We start from the raw sequence: 18,260 nt of genomic DNA on the forward strand, positions 1-18,260 counted from the left end.
CCGGTGGCGAGCGGTGCGTCGGGCGATACTCAAGAAAATCGGCTATGGTGCGCACGTCAGCTATCCGGCTTGAGGACTGAAACCATGACTTCCGTTCGACTGAATCCGCTCGATTCCGCCTGGCTGTTCACCGAATCGCGCGCCACGCCCAACCATGTCGGCGGACTGCTGCAGTTCCGCCTGCCGGAGGGCGCGCCCAAGGATTACATGCGCCAGTTGATGATCGAGTTTCGCGACCATCGCGAATTCACGGCACCCTGGAACCGGCGCCTGAAATACGCCTTCAACAAGAACCCGATGCCGGTCTGGATCGAGGACGACGACATCGACCTCGAATACCACGTGCGGCATGCGGCGCTGCCCTGGCCGGGCAGCGAGCGCGAACTCGGCGAACTGGTCGGCCGCCTGCAGAGCACGCCGCTGGACCTCAGCCGTCCGCCCTGGGAATGCACCCTGATCGAAGGCCTGGAGGGCGACCGCTTCGCCCTCTTCATCAAGATGCACCATTCGCTGATCGACGGCGTCAGCGGCATGAAGCTGCTGCAGCGGGCCATGTCGCCCGACCGCGAAAAGAGCCGCAAGCTGCCGCCGTTCTGGGCCGCGGGCCTGCCGCGCCCGACGCGCGCGCACGACGACAATCCGCTGCCCACCGTGGCCAATGCCGCCGCCATGGCGGTCGATGCGCTGCGCGGCCAGGCCAGGACGGTGCCGCAGCTGGTGGTCGCCTTCGGCAGGATGCTCAAGGGCCTGGGCAGCGGCGAAGGCATGGTGGTGCCCTTCACCTCCCCGCAGTCGGTGCTCAACGGCCGCGTGCGCGAGAAGCGCCGCTTCGCCACGCAGCAGTTTCCGATGGAGCGCCTGCGCAACCTCGCCAGGGCGGCGGAATGCACCCTCAACGACGTCGTGCTGGCGATCTGCGGCGGTGCGCTGCGACGCTTCCTGGAAGAGCGCGGCGACCTCCCCGCGAAATCGCTGACCACCGGCATCCCAGTCTCGGTGCGGCCGGCCGACGACGACCGGGGCGGCAACGCGATCACCTTCATCATCGCCACCCTGGGCACCGACATCGCCGACGCGCGCGAACGCCTGGCGGCAATCCGCGAATCCGTGCGCCGCGCCAAGGAACACGTGCAAAGCCTGCCCAAGCAGGCGATGCTGCAATACACGGTGCTGCTCATGGCGCCGACCATCCTGACGCTGCTCACCGGCATCGGCGGGCGCACGCGGCCGATGTTCAACATCACCATATCCAACGTGCCCGGCCCCGACCAGCCGCTCTACTTCCGCGGCGCCGAACTGGTCGCCATCTATCCGGCATCGATCGTGACCCACGGCCAGGCCCTCAACATCACCTGCGAGAGCTATGCCGGGGCGATGAACTTCGGCTTTACCGGCTGCCACTCCTCGCTGCCCAGCATGCAGCGGCTGGCCGTCTATGCCACGGAAGCGCTGGAGGAACTCGAAGCCGCTGTCATGCCGCCGCCGAAGCCCGCGCGCAAGTCGCCGCGCAAGGCGGCGCCGGGCACCGCCGCGAAGACGGCAAAAAAGGCGGTGCCGCCGAAGAAGGCGCCGACCAGGCCTTCGCGCCGCAAGGCGCCGCCAACCTGACACCGCTTTGCGGCTCGGCGGTTCGACAGGATGCCGAACCGAAAAGTCGGCGCCCGCCACACGGCGCGCGACGCGGCCGCAACGCAAGGCACTTGCCCTGGATAGCCAAGGAGGCGAGAAATGGAAGACGAACCGGTACCGAGCCGCCCGGCACGCTGGCTGAAAGTCCTTGCGACGATCCTCGCCTCGACCTGGTTCTTTCCGGTGAGTTGCACCACCGGCACCCTCGCCGGCAACCAGATCGTTGCCGCGGCGGACGCGAGGGATGCGAGCAAGGGTGACAAAGTGCACCGGCTGTTCAAGGTCGTCGCGGAACCCGGCGAGAAGGGCGCATCCTTCCGCGTCCTCCACTGGGACGAGATCCAGCCCCATCTGGCGCAGGCTGGCGCCCGGCCCGCGCCGGCCCCGCTGTCGTTCCGCATGTCCGCCGCCAGCGGTTCGATGCACGATTCGCACTCGAAGTTCGAATACCGGGTGCTGGAAGATTCCGCCAGCGGGCAGCTGATCGAACTGGTCGAAGCCTACGATGACGGCGACAACACGATCTGGAGCCGCTACCGGGCGACCGGCAACACCATCGCGCCGGTGTCGTCGCGCATGTCCTATTTCGGCTACATGTTCAGCGCCATGTTTTACGCGTTCGTCGGCTCACTGGTGCTGCACGTCATCGGCCGCCTGTTAAGGCGCCGGCTCGCTGCCCGCTCGGGGTAATCGATACCCTGCTTGCCGGTACCAGCCGGGACGCCGCTTCGAAAAGTCGGCGCCCACCGCACGGCAATGGACGTGCGCCTGGCACCGGCCATGGCCTTAGAATCGGACGCATCGGCCCTTGCGGTCCTGCCTGCGGCGGCTCCATGAACCTCAAGCAACTCGAATACTTCGTGCGCGTCGCCGAACTGGGCAGCTTCAGCAAGGCGGCGATGATCCTAAACATCGCGCAGCCGGCGCTGTCGCGCCAGGTGCGCCTGCTCGAAACCGACCTCCACGCAAACCTGCTGACCCGCACCGGGCGCGGCGTGATGCTGACCGACGTCGGCCAGCGCCTGTTCGACCACAGCGTCGGCATCCTGCAACTGGTCGCGCGCGCCACCGAGGACATCGAATCGGCGCGCGACGAACCAGCCGGGCGCATCGTCATCGGCCTGCCGCCGAGCATGGGCCGGCTGCTGACGCCGCCGCTGGTCGACGGCTTCCGGCGCAGCCTGCCCAAGGCGCGGCTGGCCATCGTCGAGGGACTGTCCGCCCACCTCGCGGAGTGGATCGCCACCGGCCGCGTCGACGTCGGCCTGCTGCACAACCCCGAATCGCAGGCCGCCATCGAAGTCACGCCGGTGCTCGACGAGCCGCTCGGCGTCGTCAGCCCGGCCGGCGGCGGCACGGGCGTAGCAAAGAAGAAAGTCGGCGCCGGTGATACGGTGACGCTGGCCGCACTGGCGCGCCTGCCGCTGATCCTGCCCGAACGCAGCCATGCCATCCGCAAGCTGCTCGAAACGCAGGCCGCGCTGAGCGGCCACAAGCTGAATGTCGCGCTGGAAATCTCCAGCGTGCAGTCCATCCTGGAACTGGTGCGCGGCGGCCACGGCCACGCCATCCTGACGCCCACCGCGCTGATCGCCTCCGGACAACCCGAAGCCTTCGTGTTGCGCAAACTGGTCGAGCCCAGCCTGACCAGCACCCTGTGCCTCGCCGTCTCCGCGCACAAGCCGGCGACGCCATTGAGCAAACACGTGCTGCGCCTGCTGCGCGAACTGATCCTGGCGGCGGCGGTGCCGATGCCATCGCTGCCGACCGGGAACGCGCGCAGCAAGGTTCGATAGTCTGTCTGCACGCGGGTGCTGTCCCTCGGGAACAGCCGCGCCGCACTTCTGCGACTGCCCGGTTCATTCGCTTGGCGGCGCTGGCAAACGCCACGATTTGCAGCAACCGGAATCGCGGTGCTACCATGGTGTCACCTCAAGGTAACCGGGAGTGAGCAATGTCCACCACTTCACTGAAGCTGCCCGATGAACTCAAGCAACGGGCAATTACCGCCGCCGAACAGCAAGGCATGTCGCCGCATGCATTCATGATCCACGCAATCGACCAGGCAACGACCCTGGCAGAGCAACGAGCCAACTTCATAAGCGACGCGCAGACAGCGCGGGAGCAAATGCTGGCCACCGGGAAAGGCTACGACGCCAAGGAGGTTCACGCCTATCTGAAGGCGCGCCTGTCGGGCAACAAGACGGCAAAGCCGAAAGCCAAGTCTTGGCGCGGTTAGCCTATTCGGGCCATGCACTCGCCGATCTCGAAAGGCTCACCGACTTTCTGGTCGAGACAGATCCAGTTGCGGCAGTCGAGACGGTTGGATTGATCGAAGAAGCAGTCGAGTTGCTGATTCGTCATCCACTGATCGGCCGACCGATCGAGCATGGTTTTCGGGAGTTGGTAATCTCTCGAGGACGTACAGGCTTTATAGCCCTGTACAGCTTCGAGGAAGATCAGGATGCCGTCCTGATTCTTGCGATCCGCCATCAGCGCGAAGCCGGTTCTTGGGGGCAAGACGATGGCTGAGATCGGCCAGGAACCGTCATTCCGGGGCCGCGAAGCGGAACCCGGAATCCAGCATCCTTGCTCGAACGCCGCTGGATTCCCGCGTTCGCGGGAATGACGGCAAAGGGCACACAGCGGAAATCGCCTTTGCGAAGGTTCTGACCGCCAAACTACGACCAACCTCTTCGGACACACCTGCACGGCCCAGTTATATGGGGTCGTGCTCAATTGGATTTCCTGGCGTCGAAATCATTGAAAGTCGGTGCTGACGATACGGCGGCATTCGGTAAGGCCGACCATCCGCCTTACCTAGACACCATCGAGAAGTGTCTTGCAGCAATGCAACAGCTCACGCAACCGCAAGCAGCAAATGCCCGACGGATTTCTTGGCGGGCTTGACCTTGATTTCGATGTCGTAGCCGAGCCGAGTCAGGCAATCCATCAGTTTTCGCTCAGACAGATTGGTAAAGTCGCCACGCATCATGTCCGATACCTTGGGCTGGGTGAGCCCCATGCGCTTGGCGGCTTCCTGTTGGGTCAGATCAAGGCGACGCATGGCCTTTCTGATCTCGATGACGAGGCCCGACTTGATCTTGAGTTTCTCTGCGTCAGCCAACCCAAGATCGGCGAACACGTTGTCCGATCCGCGGACTACCTCGATGCCGTCAATGTGGCGTTTTTTCATGTCGCAGCTCCTTGGCCAGCGTCTCGGCCAGCTTCAGCCTGGCGCGAATGATGTTCATGTCTTCCTTCGGTGTTTCGATGCCGCGCTTGCTCTTCTTCTGGAAACAGTGCAATACGAAAACCGCTTCCGCAAACCTCACCGTATAGACTGCACGATAGGTACCGCCAGAATCATCTTCCACAACTTCCAACACGCCCGCGCCGCCAAAACCCTTGAGCACCTTCGCAGCGTCATGCTGGTCGCCGGCTTGCGCAAGGGAAAGCGCAAAACCGAAAAACCTTCGCACGTCCGGTGGCAGGGCCAGCAGGTCCTTGTAGCTGCTGCCAATCCATTCGAGCGGTTTCGCGGATGAAGCCATCAGCAAAGTATACTTGAACAGGTATATTTAACAAAGACCAAATAGCCCCTTCTTTCGCCGGACGGTTTTTGTCCTGTCTTTCGCAAGACGCACACGCCCATAACAAAACGCGATAGCTAGTAGTAGCGTCGTCGCCTTGGTCCGGCGCCGCGCATTTGCCAAAATGCCGTCATGGGCGATCTGATCTCAGGCATTTCCTCGATGGCGACGCGCCGGTTGCTGGCGGAGCTCGCCCATGCCTACCGGCAGCACGCCGGCGTCGAGGTCGCCTTCGAGGCGGTCGGCGGCGTCGATGCGGCGCAGCGGGTAGCGGCGGGTGAGCCGTTCGACGTGGTGGTGCTGGCCGCCGATGCCATCGACAAGCTGATCGCCGGCGGTTCGGTGCTCGCCGGCAGCCGCGCGGACCTGGTGCGCTCGCCGGTCGCCATCGCCGTGCGCGCGGGCGCAACGCCGCCAGACATCGGCAGCGAGGACGCCCTGCGTCGCGCAGTGCTGGAGGCTGGCCGCGTGGGCTATTCGACCGGTCCCAGCGGCACGGCCCTGCTCGCACTCTTCGAACGCTGGGGCATCGCCGACGAACTGCGCAGTCGCCTGGTCAAGGCGCCGGCCGGGGTACCGGTGGGGCAACTGGTGGCCGAGGGCGCCGCAACACTTGGCTTCCAGCAATTGAGCGAAATGCTCGGCCAGCCCGGCATCGAGATCGCCGGCGCGATGCCGGCCGGATGCGAAATCGTCACCACTTTTTCCGGCGCCCTCTGCGCCGCCTCGACTCGGGCCGCGGAGGTACGCGCGTTGCTGGCCTGGCTGCAATCGCCCGCCACCACCGAAGCCAAACGCCGGCAGGGCATGGACCCGGCACAGGAGAGCACATGATCATCGACATCCACGGCCACTACACCACCGCGCCCAAGGCGCTGGAAGAGTGGCGCAACCGCCAGATCGCCGGCATCAAGGATCCCGCCGCGATGCCCAAGGTTTCCGAGCTGAAGATCAGCGATGACGAACTGCGCGAATCGATCGCGACCAACCAGCTGAAGAAGATGCAGGAGCGCGGCTCCGACCTCACCATCTTCTCGCCGCGCGCCAGCTTCATGGCCCACCATATCGGTGATTTCAATGTCAGCAGTACCTGGGCGGCGATCTGCAACGAGCTGTGCCATCGCGTCGCGCAACTCTTCCCCGATAACTTCATCGGTGCGGCCATGCTGCCGCAGTCGCCCGGCGTCGATCCGAAATCCTGCGTCGCCGAGCTGGAAAAGTGCGTGAAGGAATATGGCTTCGTCGGCATCAACCTGAACCCCGACCCTTCCGGCGGCCACTGGACTTCGCCGCCGCTTTACGACCGGCACTGGTACCCGATCTACGAAAAGATGGTGGAGTACGGCATCCCGGCCATGATCCATGTCTCGACTTCGTGCAACGCCTGCTTCCACACCACCGGTGCGCACTACATCAATGCCGACACCACGGCCGTGATGCAACTGATCCAGGGCGACCTGTTCAAGGACTTCCCCGAACTCAAGTTCATCATCCCGCACGGCGGCGGCGCTGCGCCCTACCACTGGGGCCGCTATCGCGGCCTGGCGCAGGAGCTGAAGAAGCCGCTGCTCAAGGATCACCTGCTGAACAACGTGTTCTTCGACACCTGCGTCTACCACCAGCCGGGCATCGACCTGCTGACCCGCGTGATCCCGGTGGACAACATCCTGTTCGCCTCGGAAATGATCGGCGCGGTGAAGGGCATCGATCCGGAGACCGGCTTCAATTTCGACGACACCAAACGCTACATCGAGGCGACGCTGAACCTCTCGGCCGAGGATCGCTACAAGGTCTATGAAGGCAACGCGCGCCGCGTCTATCCGCGACTCGACGCGGCATTGAAAGCCAAGGGCAAGTAGGTCCGTTCACCCTGAGCCTGTCGAAGGGCTTCCTTCGACAGGCTCAGGATGATCGGAAAGACAAGCTCAGCCCGAACGGAATTGAATCAAGCGAAGGGAAAGTGACATGTACGAACTCGGCGTCGTCTATCGCAACATCACCCGCACCGATTCCGCCACGGCCGATGCGCTCGCCGCACTCGGCTCGGCCACGGTGCACGAAGCCATGGGCCGCGTCGGCCTGATGAAGCCTTACATGCGGCCGATCCATCCCGGCACGCAGGTGTCGGGCACGGCGGTCACGGTGCTGCTGCATCCCGGCGACAACTGGATGATGCATGTCGTCGCCGAGCAGATCCGGCCCGGCGACATCGTCGTCGCCGCGATCAGCGCGGAATGCAGCGACGGCTATTTCGGCGACCTGCTGGCGACCAGCTTCCAGGCGCGCGGCGCGCGCGCCCTGGTGATCGATGCCGGGGTGCGCGACGTCAAGACCCTGACCGAGATGAACTTCCCGGTCTGGAGCAAGTGCATCAGCAGCAAGGGCACCATCAAGGCCACGCTGGGCTCGGTGAATATCTCCGTGGTCTGCGCCGGCATGCTGGTGACGCCGGGCGACGTGATCGTCGCCGACGACGACGGCGTGGTCTGCGTGCCGCGCGCGATCGCGGCACAGACGCTGGACGCCGCCATCAAGCGCGAGGCCAACGAAGGCGCCAAGCGCGCCAAACTCGCCTCGGGCATTCTCGGCCTCGACATGTACGACATGCGTCCGGCGCTGGAAAAGGCTGGCCTAAGGTACGTCGATTAGCACAAGACCACCGATCGGAGCCACAGTTGAGAATCGAGCGTAGCGAGCCAATCAATAGCCTCCCCGTGAGGGGAGGATGGGAGGGGCGGGCCTTCAATTCGCCTTTTCGCCTTTTCGTCTGCCTTGGTGCGGCATTGCTGCACGCAATTTACTGATGGGCATGCCGGCCAACCCGCTGCAGTGGTCCATCGGCCTCGTCGGTTACGGCGAGGTCGGGCGCATCCTCGCCGAGGACCTGCGCGCGCGCGGCGTGGCGAATGTCCTCGCCTACGACATCAAGTTCGGCACCGACGACGACGCGCCCTTGCTGGCCCATGCCGCGCAACACGGCGTGCGGCCCATGACCGGCCATGCCTTCCTGGCGAAGGCCGCCGACCTGCTGATTTCCGCCGTCACCGCCGACCAGACGCTGGCGGTCGCCGTGGCGTCAGCGCCGACTTTCGCGCCGGGCGCATGGTTCCTCGATGTCAACTCGGCCTCGCCGAACGCCAAGATCGAGGCCGCCAGCCTGATCGAGGCTGCCGGCGGGCGCTATGTCGAGGGCGCGGTGATGACCTCGGTGCCGCCGCATCGCATGCGCGTGCCGCTGCTGCTGGGTGGCCCCGCCGCCGCCGAGCTGGTGCCGCTGCTGAATGACCTTGGCTTTGCCGCCACGGTCGCCAGCGACAACCTCGGCGTCGCCTCGGCCACCAAGATGTGCCGCAGCGTGATGATCAAGGGGCTCGAAGCCATGGTCATCGAGAGCTTCACCGCGGCGCGCGCCTATGGTGTCGAGGATGCCGTGGTCGCCTCGCTCTACGAAACCTTTCCCGGCATCGACTGGGAAAAGCAGGCGAGCTACTTCTTCCAGCGCGTGATCGAGCACGGCCGCCGCCGCAGCGAGGAAGTGCGCGAAGTGGCGCAGACGGTGCGCGAGGCAGGCCTTACGCCGTGGTCGGCGCAGGGCACGGCGGAGCGCCAGGCCTGGGTCGCCGACCTGGCCGACGCCGGCGTGTTCGGCACGCGCGGCAGCAGCGAATTCGCCCGCGGCGGCGACTGGCGCATCGAGGCGGACCGCATGCTGGCGGCCGCGAAGGCAAAGGACTGAGATGGAATTCCAGAAAACTCCAGGCTGGCTCGACTGGTACGCCGTACCGTCAGCGCCGACTTTCAGGGTGCCCGCCGGCAGCGTCGACGCGCACTGCCATGTCTTCGGCCCCGGCGCCGAATTTCCCTACGCGCCGGAGCGCAAGTACACGCCCTGCGACGCCTCGAAAGCGCAGCTCTTCGCCCTGCGCGACCGCCTCGGCTTCGCCCGCAACGTGGTGGTGCAGGCCACCTGCCACGGCGCCGACAATCGCGCCATGGTCGATGCGCTGGTCAACTCGAATGGAAAGGCGCGCGGTGTCGCGACGGTCAGGCGCGCGGTCACCGACGACGAGCTGCGGGCCATGCACGCGGCCGGCGTGCGCGGCGTGCGCTTCAACTTCGTCAAGCGCCTGGTGGATTTCACGCCGAGGGACGAACTGATGGAGATCGCCGCGCGCATCGCGCCGCTGGGCTGGCACGTGGTGATCTATTTCGAGGCGGTCGACCTGCCCGAACTGTGGGATTTCTTCACCGCACTGCCGACCACCATCGTCGTTGACCACATGGGCCGCCCCGATGCGAGCAAGCCGGTCGACGGGCCCGAGTTCGAGCTCTTCGTCAGGTTCATGCGCGAGTATCCGAACGTCTGGAGCAAGGTCAGTTGCCCCGAGCGGCTTTCCGTCTCCGGGCCGAAGGCGCTGGACGGCGAGCCGGGTTTGGAACATGGTGCCTATCGCGATGTCATTCCATTCGCCCGCCGCATAGTCGAAACCTTCCCCGACCGCGTTCTGTGGGGCACCGACTGGCCGCACCCGAACCTCAAGGACCACATGCCCGACGATGGCCTGCTGGTCGATTTCATTCCCCATATCGCGACCACGCCGGAGTTGCAGCGCAAACTGCTGGTCGACAACCCCATGCGCCTGTATTGGCCGGAGGAGAACTGAATGGCACTCGACAAACCCTACAAGGACATTCCCGGCACGACGATCTTCGACGCCGAGCAATCGCGCCTCGGCTTCCACCTCAACCAGTTCTGCATGTCGCTGATGCAGGCCGAGAACCGCGCCCGCTTCAAGGCCGACGAGCGCGCCTACCTCGACGAATGGCCGATGAGCGAGGAACAGAAGCAGGCGGTGCTGGCGCGCGACCTCAACTGGTGCATCCGCCTTGGCGGCAACATCTATTTCCTGGCCAAGATCGGCGCCACCGACGGCAAGAGTTTCCAGCAGATGGCCGGCAGCATGACCGGGATGACGGAAGAGGAATACCGCGACATGATGATCTCCGGCGGCCGCTCGATCCAAGGTAATCGCCGCCTCGGCGAGGACGGCAGCGCCCAGCCGCATCGCCAGCCGCAGGGCAAATCGAACCCGAAAGCGGGAGCCTGAACATGGCCGCCATCACCGCCAGCGTCTACACCTCCCACGTCCCCGCCATCGGCGCCGCGCTCGACCTCGGCAAGTCGGGCGAGCCCTATTGGCAGAAAGTGTTCGCCGGTTACGAGTTCTCGAAACGGTGGCTCAAGGACAACACGCCCGATGTCATCTTCCTGGTCTACAACGACCACGCCAACGCCTTCAGCCTCGACCTGATCCCGACCTTCGCCATCGGCTGCGCGCCGGAGTTCGCGATCGCCGACGAAGGCTGGGGCCCGCGCCCGGTGCCGAAGGTGATCGGCCACCCGGAACTCGCCGCGCATATCGCGCAGTCGGTGATCCAGGACGACTTCGACCTGACCGTGGTGAACAGGATGCCGGTTGACCACGGCCTCACCGTGCCGCTGTCGCTGATGTGCGGCCAGCCCGAGAAATGGCCCTGCCCGGTGATTCCCTTTGCGGTGAATGTGGTGCAGTACCCGGTGCCTTCGGGCCGCCGCTGCTTCAACCTCGGCCGCGCCATCCGCAAGGCGGTGGCCTCCTTCGATGCGCCGCTCAAGGTGCAGGTCTGGGGCACCGGCGGCATGAGCCACCAGTTGCAGGGCCCGCGCGCCGGCCTGATCAACCGTGAATGGGACAACGCCTTCCTCGACCGCCTGATCGCCGATCCGGCCGGACTTTCGCAGATGCCGCACATCGACTACGTGCGCGAAGCCGGCTCGGAAGGCATCGAACTGGTGATGTGGCTGATCGCGCGCGGCGCCATGGGTGACGAGTCCGGCCCCGGCACGCCGCGCGTTGCGCACCGCTTCTATCACGTACCCGCATCGAACACCGCCGTCGGACATCTGATCCTGGAGAACACGTAAATGAGCAAGCCCATCAAGGTCGCGCTGGCCGGCGCCGGCGCTTTCGGCATCAAGCATCTGGACGCGATCAGGCTGATCGACGGCGTCGAAGTGGTTTCGCTGGTCAGCCGCGAACTGGACAAGACGCGCGAGACCGCCGCAAAGTACGGCATCGGCCACGTCAGCACGAATTTGGCCGACAGCCTGGCCATGAAGGACGTCGACGCCGTGATCCTGTGCACGCCGACGCAGATGCATGCCGAGCAGGCCATCGCCTGCATGAATGCCGGCAAGCACGTGCAGGTCGAGATCCCTCTGGCCGACAGCCTGGCCGGCGCCGAAGCGGTGCTGGCGCTGCAGCAGAAGACCGGCCTCGTCGCCATGTGCGGCCACACGCGGCGCTTCAATCCCAGCCACCAGTGGATCCACAAGAAGATTGCCGGCGGCGGATTCAACATCCAGCAGATGGACGTGCAGACCTACTTCTTCCGCCGCACGAACATGAACGCACTGGGCCAGCCGCGCTCCTGGACCGACCACCTGCTGTGGCACCACGCGGCGCACACGGTCGACCTGTTCGCCTACCAGTGTGGAGCCGCCCCGGGGGCGGCGGGCGGCGGCAGCATCGTCGCCGCCAATGCGCTGCAGGGGCCGATCCATCCTGCGCTGGGCATCGCCATGGACATGTCGATCCAGCTGAAAAGCAGCACGGGCGCGATCTGCACCCTGTCGCTCTCCTTCAATAACGACGGCCCGCTGGGCACCTTCTTCCGCTACATCGGCGACACGGGCACCTACATCGCGCGCTACGACGACCTGATCGACGCCAAGGACAACAAGATTGATGTGTCGAAAGTGGATGTGTCGATGAACGGCATCGAACTGCAGGACCGCGAATTCTTCGCCGCCATCCGCGAAGGCCGCGAGCCGAATGGCAGCGTGGCGCAGGTGCTGCCCTGCTACCGCACGCTGCATGGCTTGGAACAGCAGTTGGTGGCGAGTGCGTGAGATGAACCTTCTTGGATTGACTCCTGAGCGGGATCGGAAGGCCGGGGCGTTCCCCTTCGCTCATGTCATCCGTCGTCGCCCTGCGGGCTCCTCCTCCTTCTTTACTTCGCTGCGGGGAACCCCCCACCCCCCCGATCAGGCGACGCTTTTGCAGTGCGACGGTCGCAAGGCAAAGGCGTATGCCGCCAAGGATGGCGGGTGCCCGTCTCCGGTAGGTAAAGGAGGAGGAGTGGGCGTAGCCCACGACGGGGGACACGGACGGAGACGGGCACCCGCCATCCTTGGTACCCCCCGGCGCACAACGAAGCGGAACCACTGAAATGCAACAACGCCGCCTCGGAGAATTCAACGTCTCGGCCCTCGGCCTCGGCTGCATGAACCTCAGCCACGCCTATGGCACGCCGCCACTGCCCGAACAGGCGGGCAAGCTGCTGCTGCGCGCGCTCGACCATGGCATCAATTTCTTCGACACCGCCGCGCTCTATGGCTTCGGCAACAACGAAACCCTGCTCGGCAATGTGCTCAAACCGCATCGCTCGAAGATCGTGCTCGCCAGCAAATGCGGCATGACCGGCGTCGACGGCAAGCGCGTGATCGACGGCCGTCCGGCGACGCTCAAGCGCACCTGCGACGAATCCCTGCGCCGGCTGCAAACCGACGTCATCGACCTCTACTACCTGCATCGCTGGGACAAGCAGGTGCCGATCGAGGACAGCGTCGGCGCGCTGGCCGACCTGGTGCAGGCCGGCAAGATCCGTGCGATCGGTTTGTCCGAAGTGTCGGCGCCCACGCTACGGCGAGCGCAGGCGGTGCACCCGATTGCCGCCCTGCAATCCGAGTATTCGCTATGGACCCGCAATGCCGAACTCGGCGCCTTGGAAGCCTGCCGCGAACTGGGCACCGCCTACGTTGCCTTCAGCCCGCTGGCGCGCGCCTTTCTCACCGGCATGCTGCGCGACCCCGAAACCCAACTGGAGGCCAAGGACATCCGCCGCCAGATGCCGCGCTTCGACGCGGCCAACTACGCCCGCAACCTTGAGCTCTTGCCCGAGTACCAGCGCATCGCCGGCGAGGCCTGCTGCACGCCGGCGCAACTGGCGCTGTCCTGGCTGCTGGCGAAGGACGACAACATCATTCCGATCTTCGGCACCCGGCAGCCGGAGCATCTTGACGACAACGCCGGGGCGGCCGCCGTGGCGCTCGACGGCGGCATCGTCGCGCGCCTCGACGCGCTCATCAACCAGCAGACCGTGACGGGCCCGCGCTACAACGCGGCGACCGAGTTGGAAATCGACACCGAAACATTCTCGAAATGACTACAGGAGACAGGCGATGAGTAGCGGCAAGCAGAAGCGGGCGATACCGGGCACCACACTGTTCGACGGCGACATGGCGCGCAAGGGTTACGCGCTGAACAAGATGTGCTTTTCCTTCAACTCGGCGGACAACCGCGCCGAGTTCAAGGCCGACCCCGAGACCTACTGCAACAAGTGGGGCCTCAACGAGCAGCAGAAGACGGCGGTGCTCAGCCTGCAGGTGCTGGACATGCTCGCCGCGGGCGGCAATGCCTACTACCTGGCCAAGCTGGGCGGCATTTACGGCCTCGACATGCAGGACATCGGCGCCCAGCAGACGGGCATGACCAAGGACGAGTTCAAGGCGAAGCTCGTCGCAGCGGGAAAAAACTGACATGGCAACGATAATCGGCGGCATCAACGTCACTCACGTGCCCTACATCGGCCGTGCCATCGCCAACAAGCTGCAGCAGGACCCTTACTGGAAGCCCTTCTTCGACGGCTTCCCGCCCATCCACGACTGGCTGGCAAAGCAGAAGCCCGACGTCGCGGTGGTCATCTACAACGACCACGGGCTGAACTTCTTCCTCGACAAGATGCCGACCTTCGCCGTCGGTGCCGCGGCCGAATACAGCAACGCCGACGAGGGCTGGGGCATCCCGACCCTGCCGCCCTACAAGGGCGAACTGGACCTGTCCTGGCACATGATCGACTCGCTGGTCGAGGAGGAATTCGACATCGTGACCTGCCAGGAAATGCTGGTCGACCACGCCTTCACGCTGCCGCTGGAACTGCTCTGGCCGAACCAGAAATCCTGCCCGCTGCGCACCGTGCCGGTCTGCGTCAACACCGTGCAGTTCCCCCTGCCGACGGCGGCGCGCTGCTTCAAGTTCGGCCAGGCCATCGGCCGCGCCATCGAATCCTGGGACTCCGACGCGCGCGTCGTGGTGATCGGCACCGGCGGGCTCTCGCACCAGCTCGAAGGCCAGCGCGCCGGCTTCATCAACAAGGAATTCGACCTGATGTTCATGGAAAAGCTGATCACCGATCCGCTCTGGGTGACACGCTATTCGATCGCCGACCTGGTCGAGCTGACCGGCACCCAGGGCATCGAGCTGCTCAACTGGCTGACCACCCGCGGCACGCTGTCCGGCGAAGTGGCCAAGGTGCATTCCAACTACCACATCCCGATTTCGAACACCGCCTCGGGCCTGCTGGCGATGGAAGTCGTCTGACAAGCCCCGCCCCGACAGAGAGACAAGACCATGAAAACACGAATCGCCATCATCGGCGCCGGCCCCTCGGGCCTGATCCTCGGCCAGTTGCTTTACCGCGCCGGCATCGATGCCATCGTCCTCGAAGCGCAAACCCCGGACTACGTGCTGGGCCGCATCCGCGCCGGCGTGCTGGAGCAGGTCGCGGTCGACCTGATGGACGAAGCAGGTGTCGGCCGCCGCATGCACGCCGAAGGCCTGCCGCACGACGGCATCGAGCTGCTGATCGGCGGCCAGCGCCATCGCATCGATTTTCCCGGCCTCACCGGCGGCAAGCGGGTGATGGTCTACGGCCAGACCGAGCTGACCAGGGACCTCATGGACGCGCGCGCCGCGGCCGGCCTGCCGACGGTGTACGAAGCCAAGGAGGTCGCCGTCCGCGACTTCGACGGCACGCGCCCGCGCGTCACTTACCTCAAGGACGGCGCCCGCCATGAAATCGAATGCGACTTCATCGCCGGCTGCGACGGCTTCCACGGCGTCTGCCGCGCCAGCGTGCCGAAGAGCGCCATCACCAGTTTCGAGCGGGTCTATCCCTTCGGCTGGCTCGGCCTGCTCTCCGACACGCCGCCGGTCTCGGAAGAACTGATCTACGCGAAACACGAGCGCGGCTTCGCCCTGTGCAGCATGCGCTCCCACACCCGCAGCCGCTACTACCTGCAATGCGCGCTGAGCGAAAAAGTCGAGGACTGGTCCGACGATCGCTTCTGGGAGGAACTGCGCCGCCGCCTCGACCCGCAGGCGGTGGCCGCGCTGGTCACCGGCCCCTCGATCGAAAAGAGCATCGCGCCGCTCAGGAGCTTCGTCGCCGAACCGATGCGCTTCGGCCGCCTGTTCCTCGCCGGCGACGCCGCCCACATCGTGCCGCCGACCGGCGCCAAGGGCCTCAACCTGGCGGCGTCCGACGTGCGCTACCTGTCGCGCGCCTTCATCGAACACTACGCCGGCAGCGACGCCGGCATCGACCACTATTCCGCACGCTGCCTGCGCCGGGTCTGGAAAGCCGAGCGCTTCTCGTGGTGGATGACCAACCTGCTGCACACTTTCCCCGACACCAACGCCTTCGAGCAGAAAGCGCTGGAGGCCGAACTCGACTACGTAGTGCATTCCCACGCCGGCCGCACCACGCTGGCGGAGAACTACGTCGGGCTGCCGTTCGACGACTGACGCACTTCAGGGCAAAAGTCGGCGCCCCACGGGGACTTCCTTCGGTCGCCGGCGCCACGGCGACGATCGACTGCCGGGGCCGATGCGCCGCAGTTCGTTTGGCCCTTCGGGCGGGACTGGGGCATACTCGGCTCCCGCCCGCGGCGGACCACCGGATTTCGCAGGAGCCCGAATGAACACAGTCACCCCACCCCGTCGCCCCCCCTTGCCGCTGTTTGTCGCGCTGCTCGCCGGCGGACTGCTCGCGGCCTGCGACCGCAACGCTCCGCCGCCGGAACAGCAAGCCGCGGCCCCGGCCGTCAGCAGTCCATGCGCGATGCCGATCATCGCCACCAATGCCGAGATGGGCGCGGCCGACGCCGCGCTCATCGCCGCCATCGTCACCGGCGAGGCCGGTGTCGCCAGCGCGGCGATCGAACGCGGCGCGAACGTCAATGTGGCCGGCGCCCTCAAGCGCACGCCGTTGTTCTTCGCGGCATTCTGCGATCGCCCGGCGCTGGTCACCATGCTTCTGGAAAAAGGCGCGAAGCCCGACCTGGCCGACGCCAATGGCATGCCGCCGCTGCATGCCGCCGTGGTGGTCGGCAGCGTCGAAACGGCGAAGCTGCTGCTCGCCAGCGGCGCCGGCATCAACAGCCGCGATCCCGCCGAGCGCAGCGCTCTGCACCTGGCGGCGGCGACCAACCAGAAGGCCCTGGTCGACCTGTTGTTGGCCGCCAAGGCCGATACTTCGCTGCGCGACAAGAGCGGCAAGACCGCGGAGGCCCTGGCCCGCGACAACGGACACTCGGCAACCGCGGACGCGATCAAGGCTCAGGGAAAGCCGAAGGCGCCACCGGCGAAATAGGCGCGCGGCGCCGACGCCGTGGCGCCCGCGCCGACTTTTCACGCTGGCCGCGGCCTCACGCCGTTTCCGGCACCGCCGCCGCAGCCGGCGCGTTGAAGGTGAAGGCGTCGGCGAAGAACTCGTCGGCCGGCAGGCCATGCGCGATGAATTCGGCGCGCGCCGCGTCGATCATCACCGGCGCGCCGCAGGCATAGACCTGGTACCCGGAAAGGTCGTCATGGTCCTCCAGCACCGCGCGGTGCACCAGTCCCTGGCGGCCGTCCCAGCGGTCCGCGGGCGTGGCGTCCGACAGCACCGGCACGTAGCGCAGCGCGGCGTGTTGGCGCGCCCAGGCATCGGGCAGTTCGGGCAGGTAGAGCCCGGCGCGGTTGCGCGCGCCCCAGTAGAGTTCCATCGGCCGCGCGATGCGGTTGTGGAGGGCATGCTCGACCAGCGCCTTGATCGGCGCGAAGCCGGTGCCGCCGGCGAGCAGGACCATCGGCTTGGCCGATTCCTCGCGCAGGAAGAAGCTGCCGTAGGGGCCCTGGAAACGCAGGATGTCCTTCGCCTTCATGCCATTGAAGACATGGCCGGTGAATTCGCCACCGGCGATCAGGCGGATGTGCAGTTGCAGAAAGCCGTCATCGTGCGGCGCGTTGGCTATGGAAAAGGCACGGCGCTTGCCGTCCTTGAGCATGAACTCGATGTACTGCCCGGCGAGGAACTGCAGCCGCTCGTTGGCCGGCAGCTTCAGGCTCAGCACGATCACGTCCTCCGCCACGCGCTCGATCGCCTGCACCCGGCAGGGCATGATCTTGACCGGGATGTCGCGCGCGGTGCCGACCTCGCGGCATTCCAGCACCAGGTCGGAGAGCGGCTTCGCGCAGCAGAACAGCGCCATGCCGTCGGCGCGATCGGCCGTTGACAAGGCCTGGTCCTGCGCCGCGCCGTGGTCCACCAGGCCGTCCCTGACCTTGCCCTTGCAGGCGCCGCAGGCGCCGTTGCGGCAGCCGTAGGGCAGCGTCAGGCCGGCGTCGAGCGCGGCCTGCAGGACCGTCTCGCTGCCGTCGGTGGTGAAGCTGTGCCCGCTCGGTTCGAGCGTGACGCGAAAGGAGGCGGCTGGGGCCATGCGATAATTATCCGATGCGAAGATTGCTGATAATCGGCTGCGGCGACGTCATGCGCCGCACGTTGCCGAACCTGTTGCCGCGCTGGAACGTGCTGGCGCTGGTGCGCAGCCGCGACCCGCAACTGGCGGCGCTGGGTGTCACGCAGATCGAGGGCGACCTCGACCGACCCGCCACCCTCTCGCGCCTGGCCGGCATCGCCGACGCCGTGATCCACAGCGCGCCGCCGCCGGCGCAGGGAAGCGGCGACAGCCGCACGCGTAACCTGCTGGCCGCCCTGCAACGCGGAAAAAGTCTACCACGCCGACTCGTGTACATCAGCACCAGCGGCATCTACGGCGATTGCGGCGGCGCCCGCGTCGACGAAACCCGGCCGGCGGCCGCGCAGTCGGCGCGT

General features: G+C 65.9%; 22 protein-coding genes. 19 read left to right on the forward strand and 3 right to left on the reverse strand.

Annotated elements, in window-relative coordinates; translation table 11 throughout:
- Nucleotides 1-84 precede the first annotated feature (84 nt).
- The 5 genes from J0M27_RS16455 to J0M27_RS16475 all read left to right on the forward strand — a co-directional run bounded on the left by J0M27_RS16455 (nucleotide 85) and on the right by J0M27_RS16475 (nucleotide 4,161).
- A complete protein-coding gene (locus tag J0M27_RS16455) occupies nucleotides 85-1,608 on the forward strand; it encodes a wax ester/triacylglycerol synthase family O-acyltransferase (protein WP_294994090.1) in 1,524 nt (507 codons plus the stop codon).
- 120 nt (nucleotides 1,609-1,728) lie between these two features.
- On the forward strand, nucleotides 1,729-2,319 hold the full coding sequence (locus tag J0M27_RS16460) for a hypothetical protein (protein WP_294994093.1): 591 nt from the start codon (nucleotides 1,729-1,731) through the stop codon (nucleotides 2,317-2,319).
- Nucleotides 2,320-2,462: 143 nt separating this feature from the next.
- Nucleotides 2,463-3,425 (forward strand): LysR substrate-binding domain-containing protein, encoded by a 963-nt coding sequence (locus J0M27_RS16465; protein ID WP_294994096.1) that lies wholly within the window; start codon nucleotides 2,463-2,465, stop codon nucleotides 3,423-3,425.
- 158 nt (nucleotides 3,426-3,583) lie between these two features.
- On the forward strand, nucleotides 3,584-3,868 hold the full coding sequence (locus tag J0M27_RS16470; RefSeq protein WP_294994099.1) for a CopG family transcriptional regulator: 285 nt from the start codon (nucleotides 3,584-3,586) through the stop codon (nucleotides 3,866-3,868).
- Nucleotides 3,856-4,161, forward strand: a complete 306-nt coding sequence (locus tag J0M27_RS16475) for a type II toxin-antitoxin system RelE/ParE family toxin (protein WP_294994102.1) — start codon at nucleotides 3,856-3,858, stop codon at nucleotides 4,159-4,161. Before J0M27_RS16470 ends, J0M27_RS16475 begins: the two co-directional genes overlap by 13 nt.
- A gap of 328 nt (nucleotides 4,162-4,489) precedes the next feature.
- Here the strand turns inward: J0M27_RS16475 and J0M27_RS16480 are convergent, their stop codons facing one another.
- Nucleotides 4,490-4,825, reverse strand: coding sequence for a helix-turn-helix transcriptional regulator (locus J0M27_RS16480; protein ID WP_294994105.1), 336 nt, complete (start codon nucleotides 4,823-4,825; stop codon nucleotides 4,490-4,492).
- Nucleotides 4,806-5,183, reverse strand: coding sequence for a type II toxin-antitoxin system RelE/ParE family toxin (locus J0M27_RS16485; protein ID WP_294994108.1), 378 nt, complete (start codon nucleotides 5,181-5,183; stop codon nucleotides 4,806-4,808). Before J0M27_RS16485 ends, J0M27_RS16480 begins: the two co-directional genes overlap by 20 nt.
- Before the next feature lie 171 nt (nucleotides 5,184-5,354).
- On the opposite strand from J0M27_RS16485, the gene J0M27_RS16490 reads away from it, so the two are divergent.
- The 13 genes from J0M27_RS16490 to J0M27_RS16550 all read left to right on the forward strand — a co-directional run bounded on the left by J0M27_RS16490 (nucleotide 5,355) and on the right by J0M27_RS16550 (nucleotide 16,757).
- Complete coding sequence (locus J0M27_RS16490; RefSeq protein WP_294994111.1) at nucleotides 5,355-6,056, forward strand: substrate-binding domain-containing protein; 702 nt, start codon at nucleotides 5,355-5,357, stop codon at nucleotides 6,054-6,056.
- Nucleotides 6,053-7,081: an amidohydrolase family protein gene (locus J0M27_RS16495; RefSeq protein WP_294994114.1), complete on the forward strand. Its 1,029-nt coding sequence runs from the start codon at nucleotides 6,053-6,055 to the stop codon at nucleotides 7,079-7,081. Before J0M27_RS16490 ends, J0M27_RS16495 begins: the two co-directional genes overlap by 4 nt.
- Nucleotides 7,082-7,187: 106 nt before the next feature.
- A complete protein-coding gene (ligK, locus tag J0M27_RS16500) occupies nucleotides 7,188-7,871 on the forward strand; it encodes a 4-carboxy-4-hydroxy-2-oxoadipate aldolase/oxaloacetate decarboxylase (RefSeq protein WP_294994117.1) in 684 nt (227 codons plus the stop codon).
- A 154-nt stretch (nucleotides 7,872-8,025) separates the two neighbouring features.
- Entirely contained in the window at nucleotides 8,026-8,958 is a 933-nt protein-coding gene (locus J0M27_RS16505; protein ID WP_294994120.1) for an NAD(P)-dependent oxidoreductase, read from the forward strand.
- A 1-nt stretch (nucleotide 8,959) separates the two neighbouring features.
- The gene (locus J0M27_RS16510; RefSeq protein WP_294994123.1) at nucleotides 8,960-9,886 is read left to right on the forward strand and encodes an amidohydrolase family protein; all 927 of its coding nucleotides are present in this window, start codon (nucleotides 8,960-8,962) and stop codon (nucleotides 9,884-9,886) included.
- A complete protein-coding gene (gene ligA / locus J0M27_RS16515) occupies nucleotides 9,887-10,330 on the forward strand; it encodes a protocatechuate 4,5-dioxygenase subunit alpha (protein WP_294994126.1) in 444 nt (147 codons plus the stop codon).
- Nucleotides 10,331-10,332: 2 nt separating this feature from the next.
- Entirely contained in the window at nucleotides 10,333-11,187 is an 855-nt protein-coding gene (locus tag J0M27_RS16520) for a class III extradiol dioxygenase subunit beta (protein ID WP_294994127.1), read from the forward strand.
- Nucleotides 11,188-12,174: a Gfo/Idh/MocA family oxidoreductase gene (locus tag J0M27_RS16525; protein ID WP_294994130.1), complete on the forward strand. Its 987-nt coding sequence runs from the start codon at nucleotides 11,188-11,190 to the stop codon at nucleotides 12,172-12,174.
- Between the two features lie 320 nt (nucleotides 12,175-12,494).
- On the forward strand, nucleotides 12,495-13,490 hold the full coding sequence (locus J0M27_RS16530) for an aldo/keto reductase (protein WP_294994133.1): 996 nt from the start codon (nucleotides 12,495-12,497) through the stop codon (nucleotides 13,488-13,490).
- A gap of 16 nt (nucleotides 13,491-13,506) precedes the next feature.
- Entirely contained in the window at nucleotides 13,507-13,863 is a 357-nt protein-coding gene (locus J0M27_RS16535) for a protocatechuate 4,5-dioxygenase subunit alpha (RefSeq protein ID WP_294994136.1), read from the forward strand.
- Nucleotide 13,864: 1 nt separating this feature from the next.
- A complete protein-coding gene (locus J0M27_RS16540) occupies nucleotides 13,865-14,704 on the forward strand; it encodes a class III extradiol dioxygenase family protein (RefSeq protein ID WP_294994139.1) in 840 nt (279 codons plus the stop codon).
- 30 nt (nucleotides 14,705-14,734) lie between these two features.
- Complete coding sequence (pobA, locus tag J0M27_RS16545; RefSeq protein ID WP_294994142.1) at nucleotides 14,735-15,910, forward strand: 4-hydroxybenzoate 3-monooxygenase; 1,176 nt, start codon at nucleotides 14,735-14,737, stop codon at nucleotides 15,908-15,910.
- Nucleotides 15,911-16,082: 172 nt separating this feature from the next.
- Nucleotides 16,083-16,757 (forward strand): ankyrin repeat domain-containing protein, encoded by a 675-nt coding sequence (locus J0M27_RS16550; RefSeq protein WP_294994145.1) that lies wholly within the window; start codon nucleotides 16,083-16,085, stop codon nucleotides 16,755-16,757.
- Between the two features lie 55 nt (nucleotides 16,758-16,812).
- Here J0M27_RS16550 and J0M27_RS16555 read toward each other — a convergent pair whose 3' ends face one another.
- Nucleotides 16,813-17,865 (reverse strand): CDP-6-deoxy-delta-3,4-glucoseen reductase, encoded by a 1,053-nt coding sequence (locus J0M27_RS16555; protein ID WP_294994147.1) that lies wholly within the window; start codon nucleotides 17,863-17,865, stop codon nucleotides 16,813-16,815.
- A gap of 50 nt (nucleotides 17,866-17,915) precedes the next feature.
- On the opposite strand from J0M27_RS16555, the gene J0M27_RS16560 reads away from it, so the two are divergent.
- Nucleotides 17,916-18,260 (forward strand): NAD(P)H-binding protein (locus tag J0M27_RS16560; RefSeq protein ID WP_294994149.1); only part of this gene is annotated, 345 nt, incomplete at its 3' end.

This window comes from Sulfuritalea sp., from assembly GCF_017302275.1.
Taxonomy (GTDB): domain Bacteria; phylum Pseudomonadota; class Gammaproteobacteria; order Burkholderiales; family Rhodocyclaceae; genus Sulfuritalea.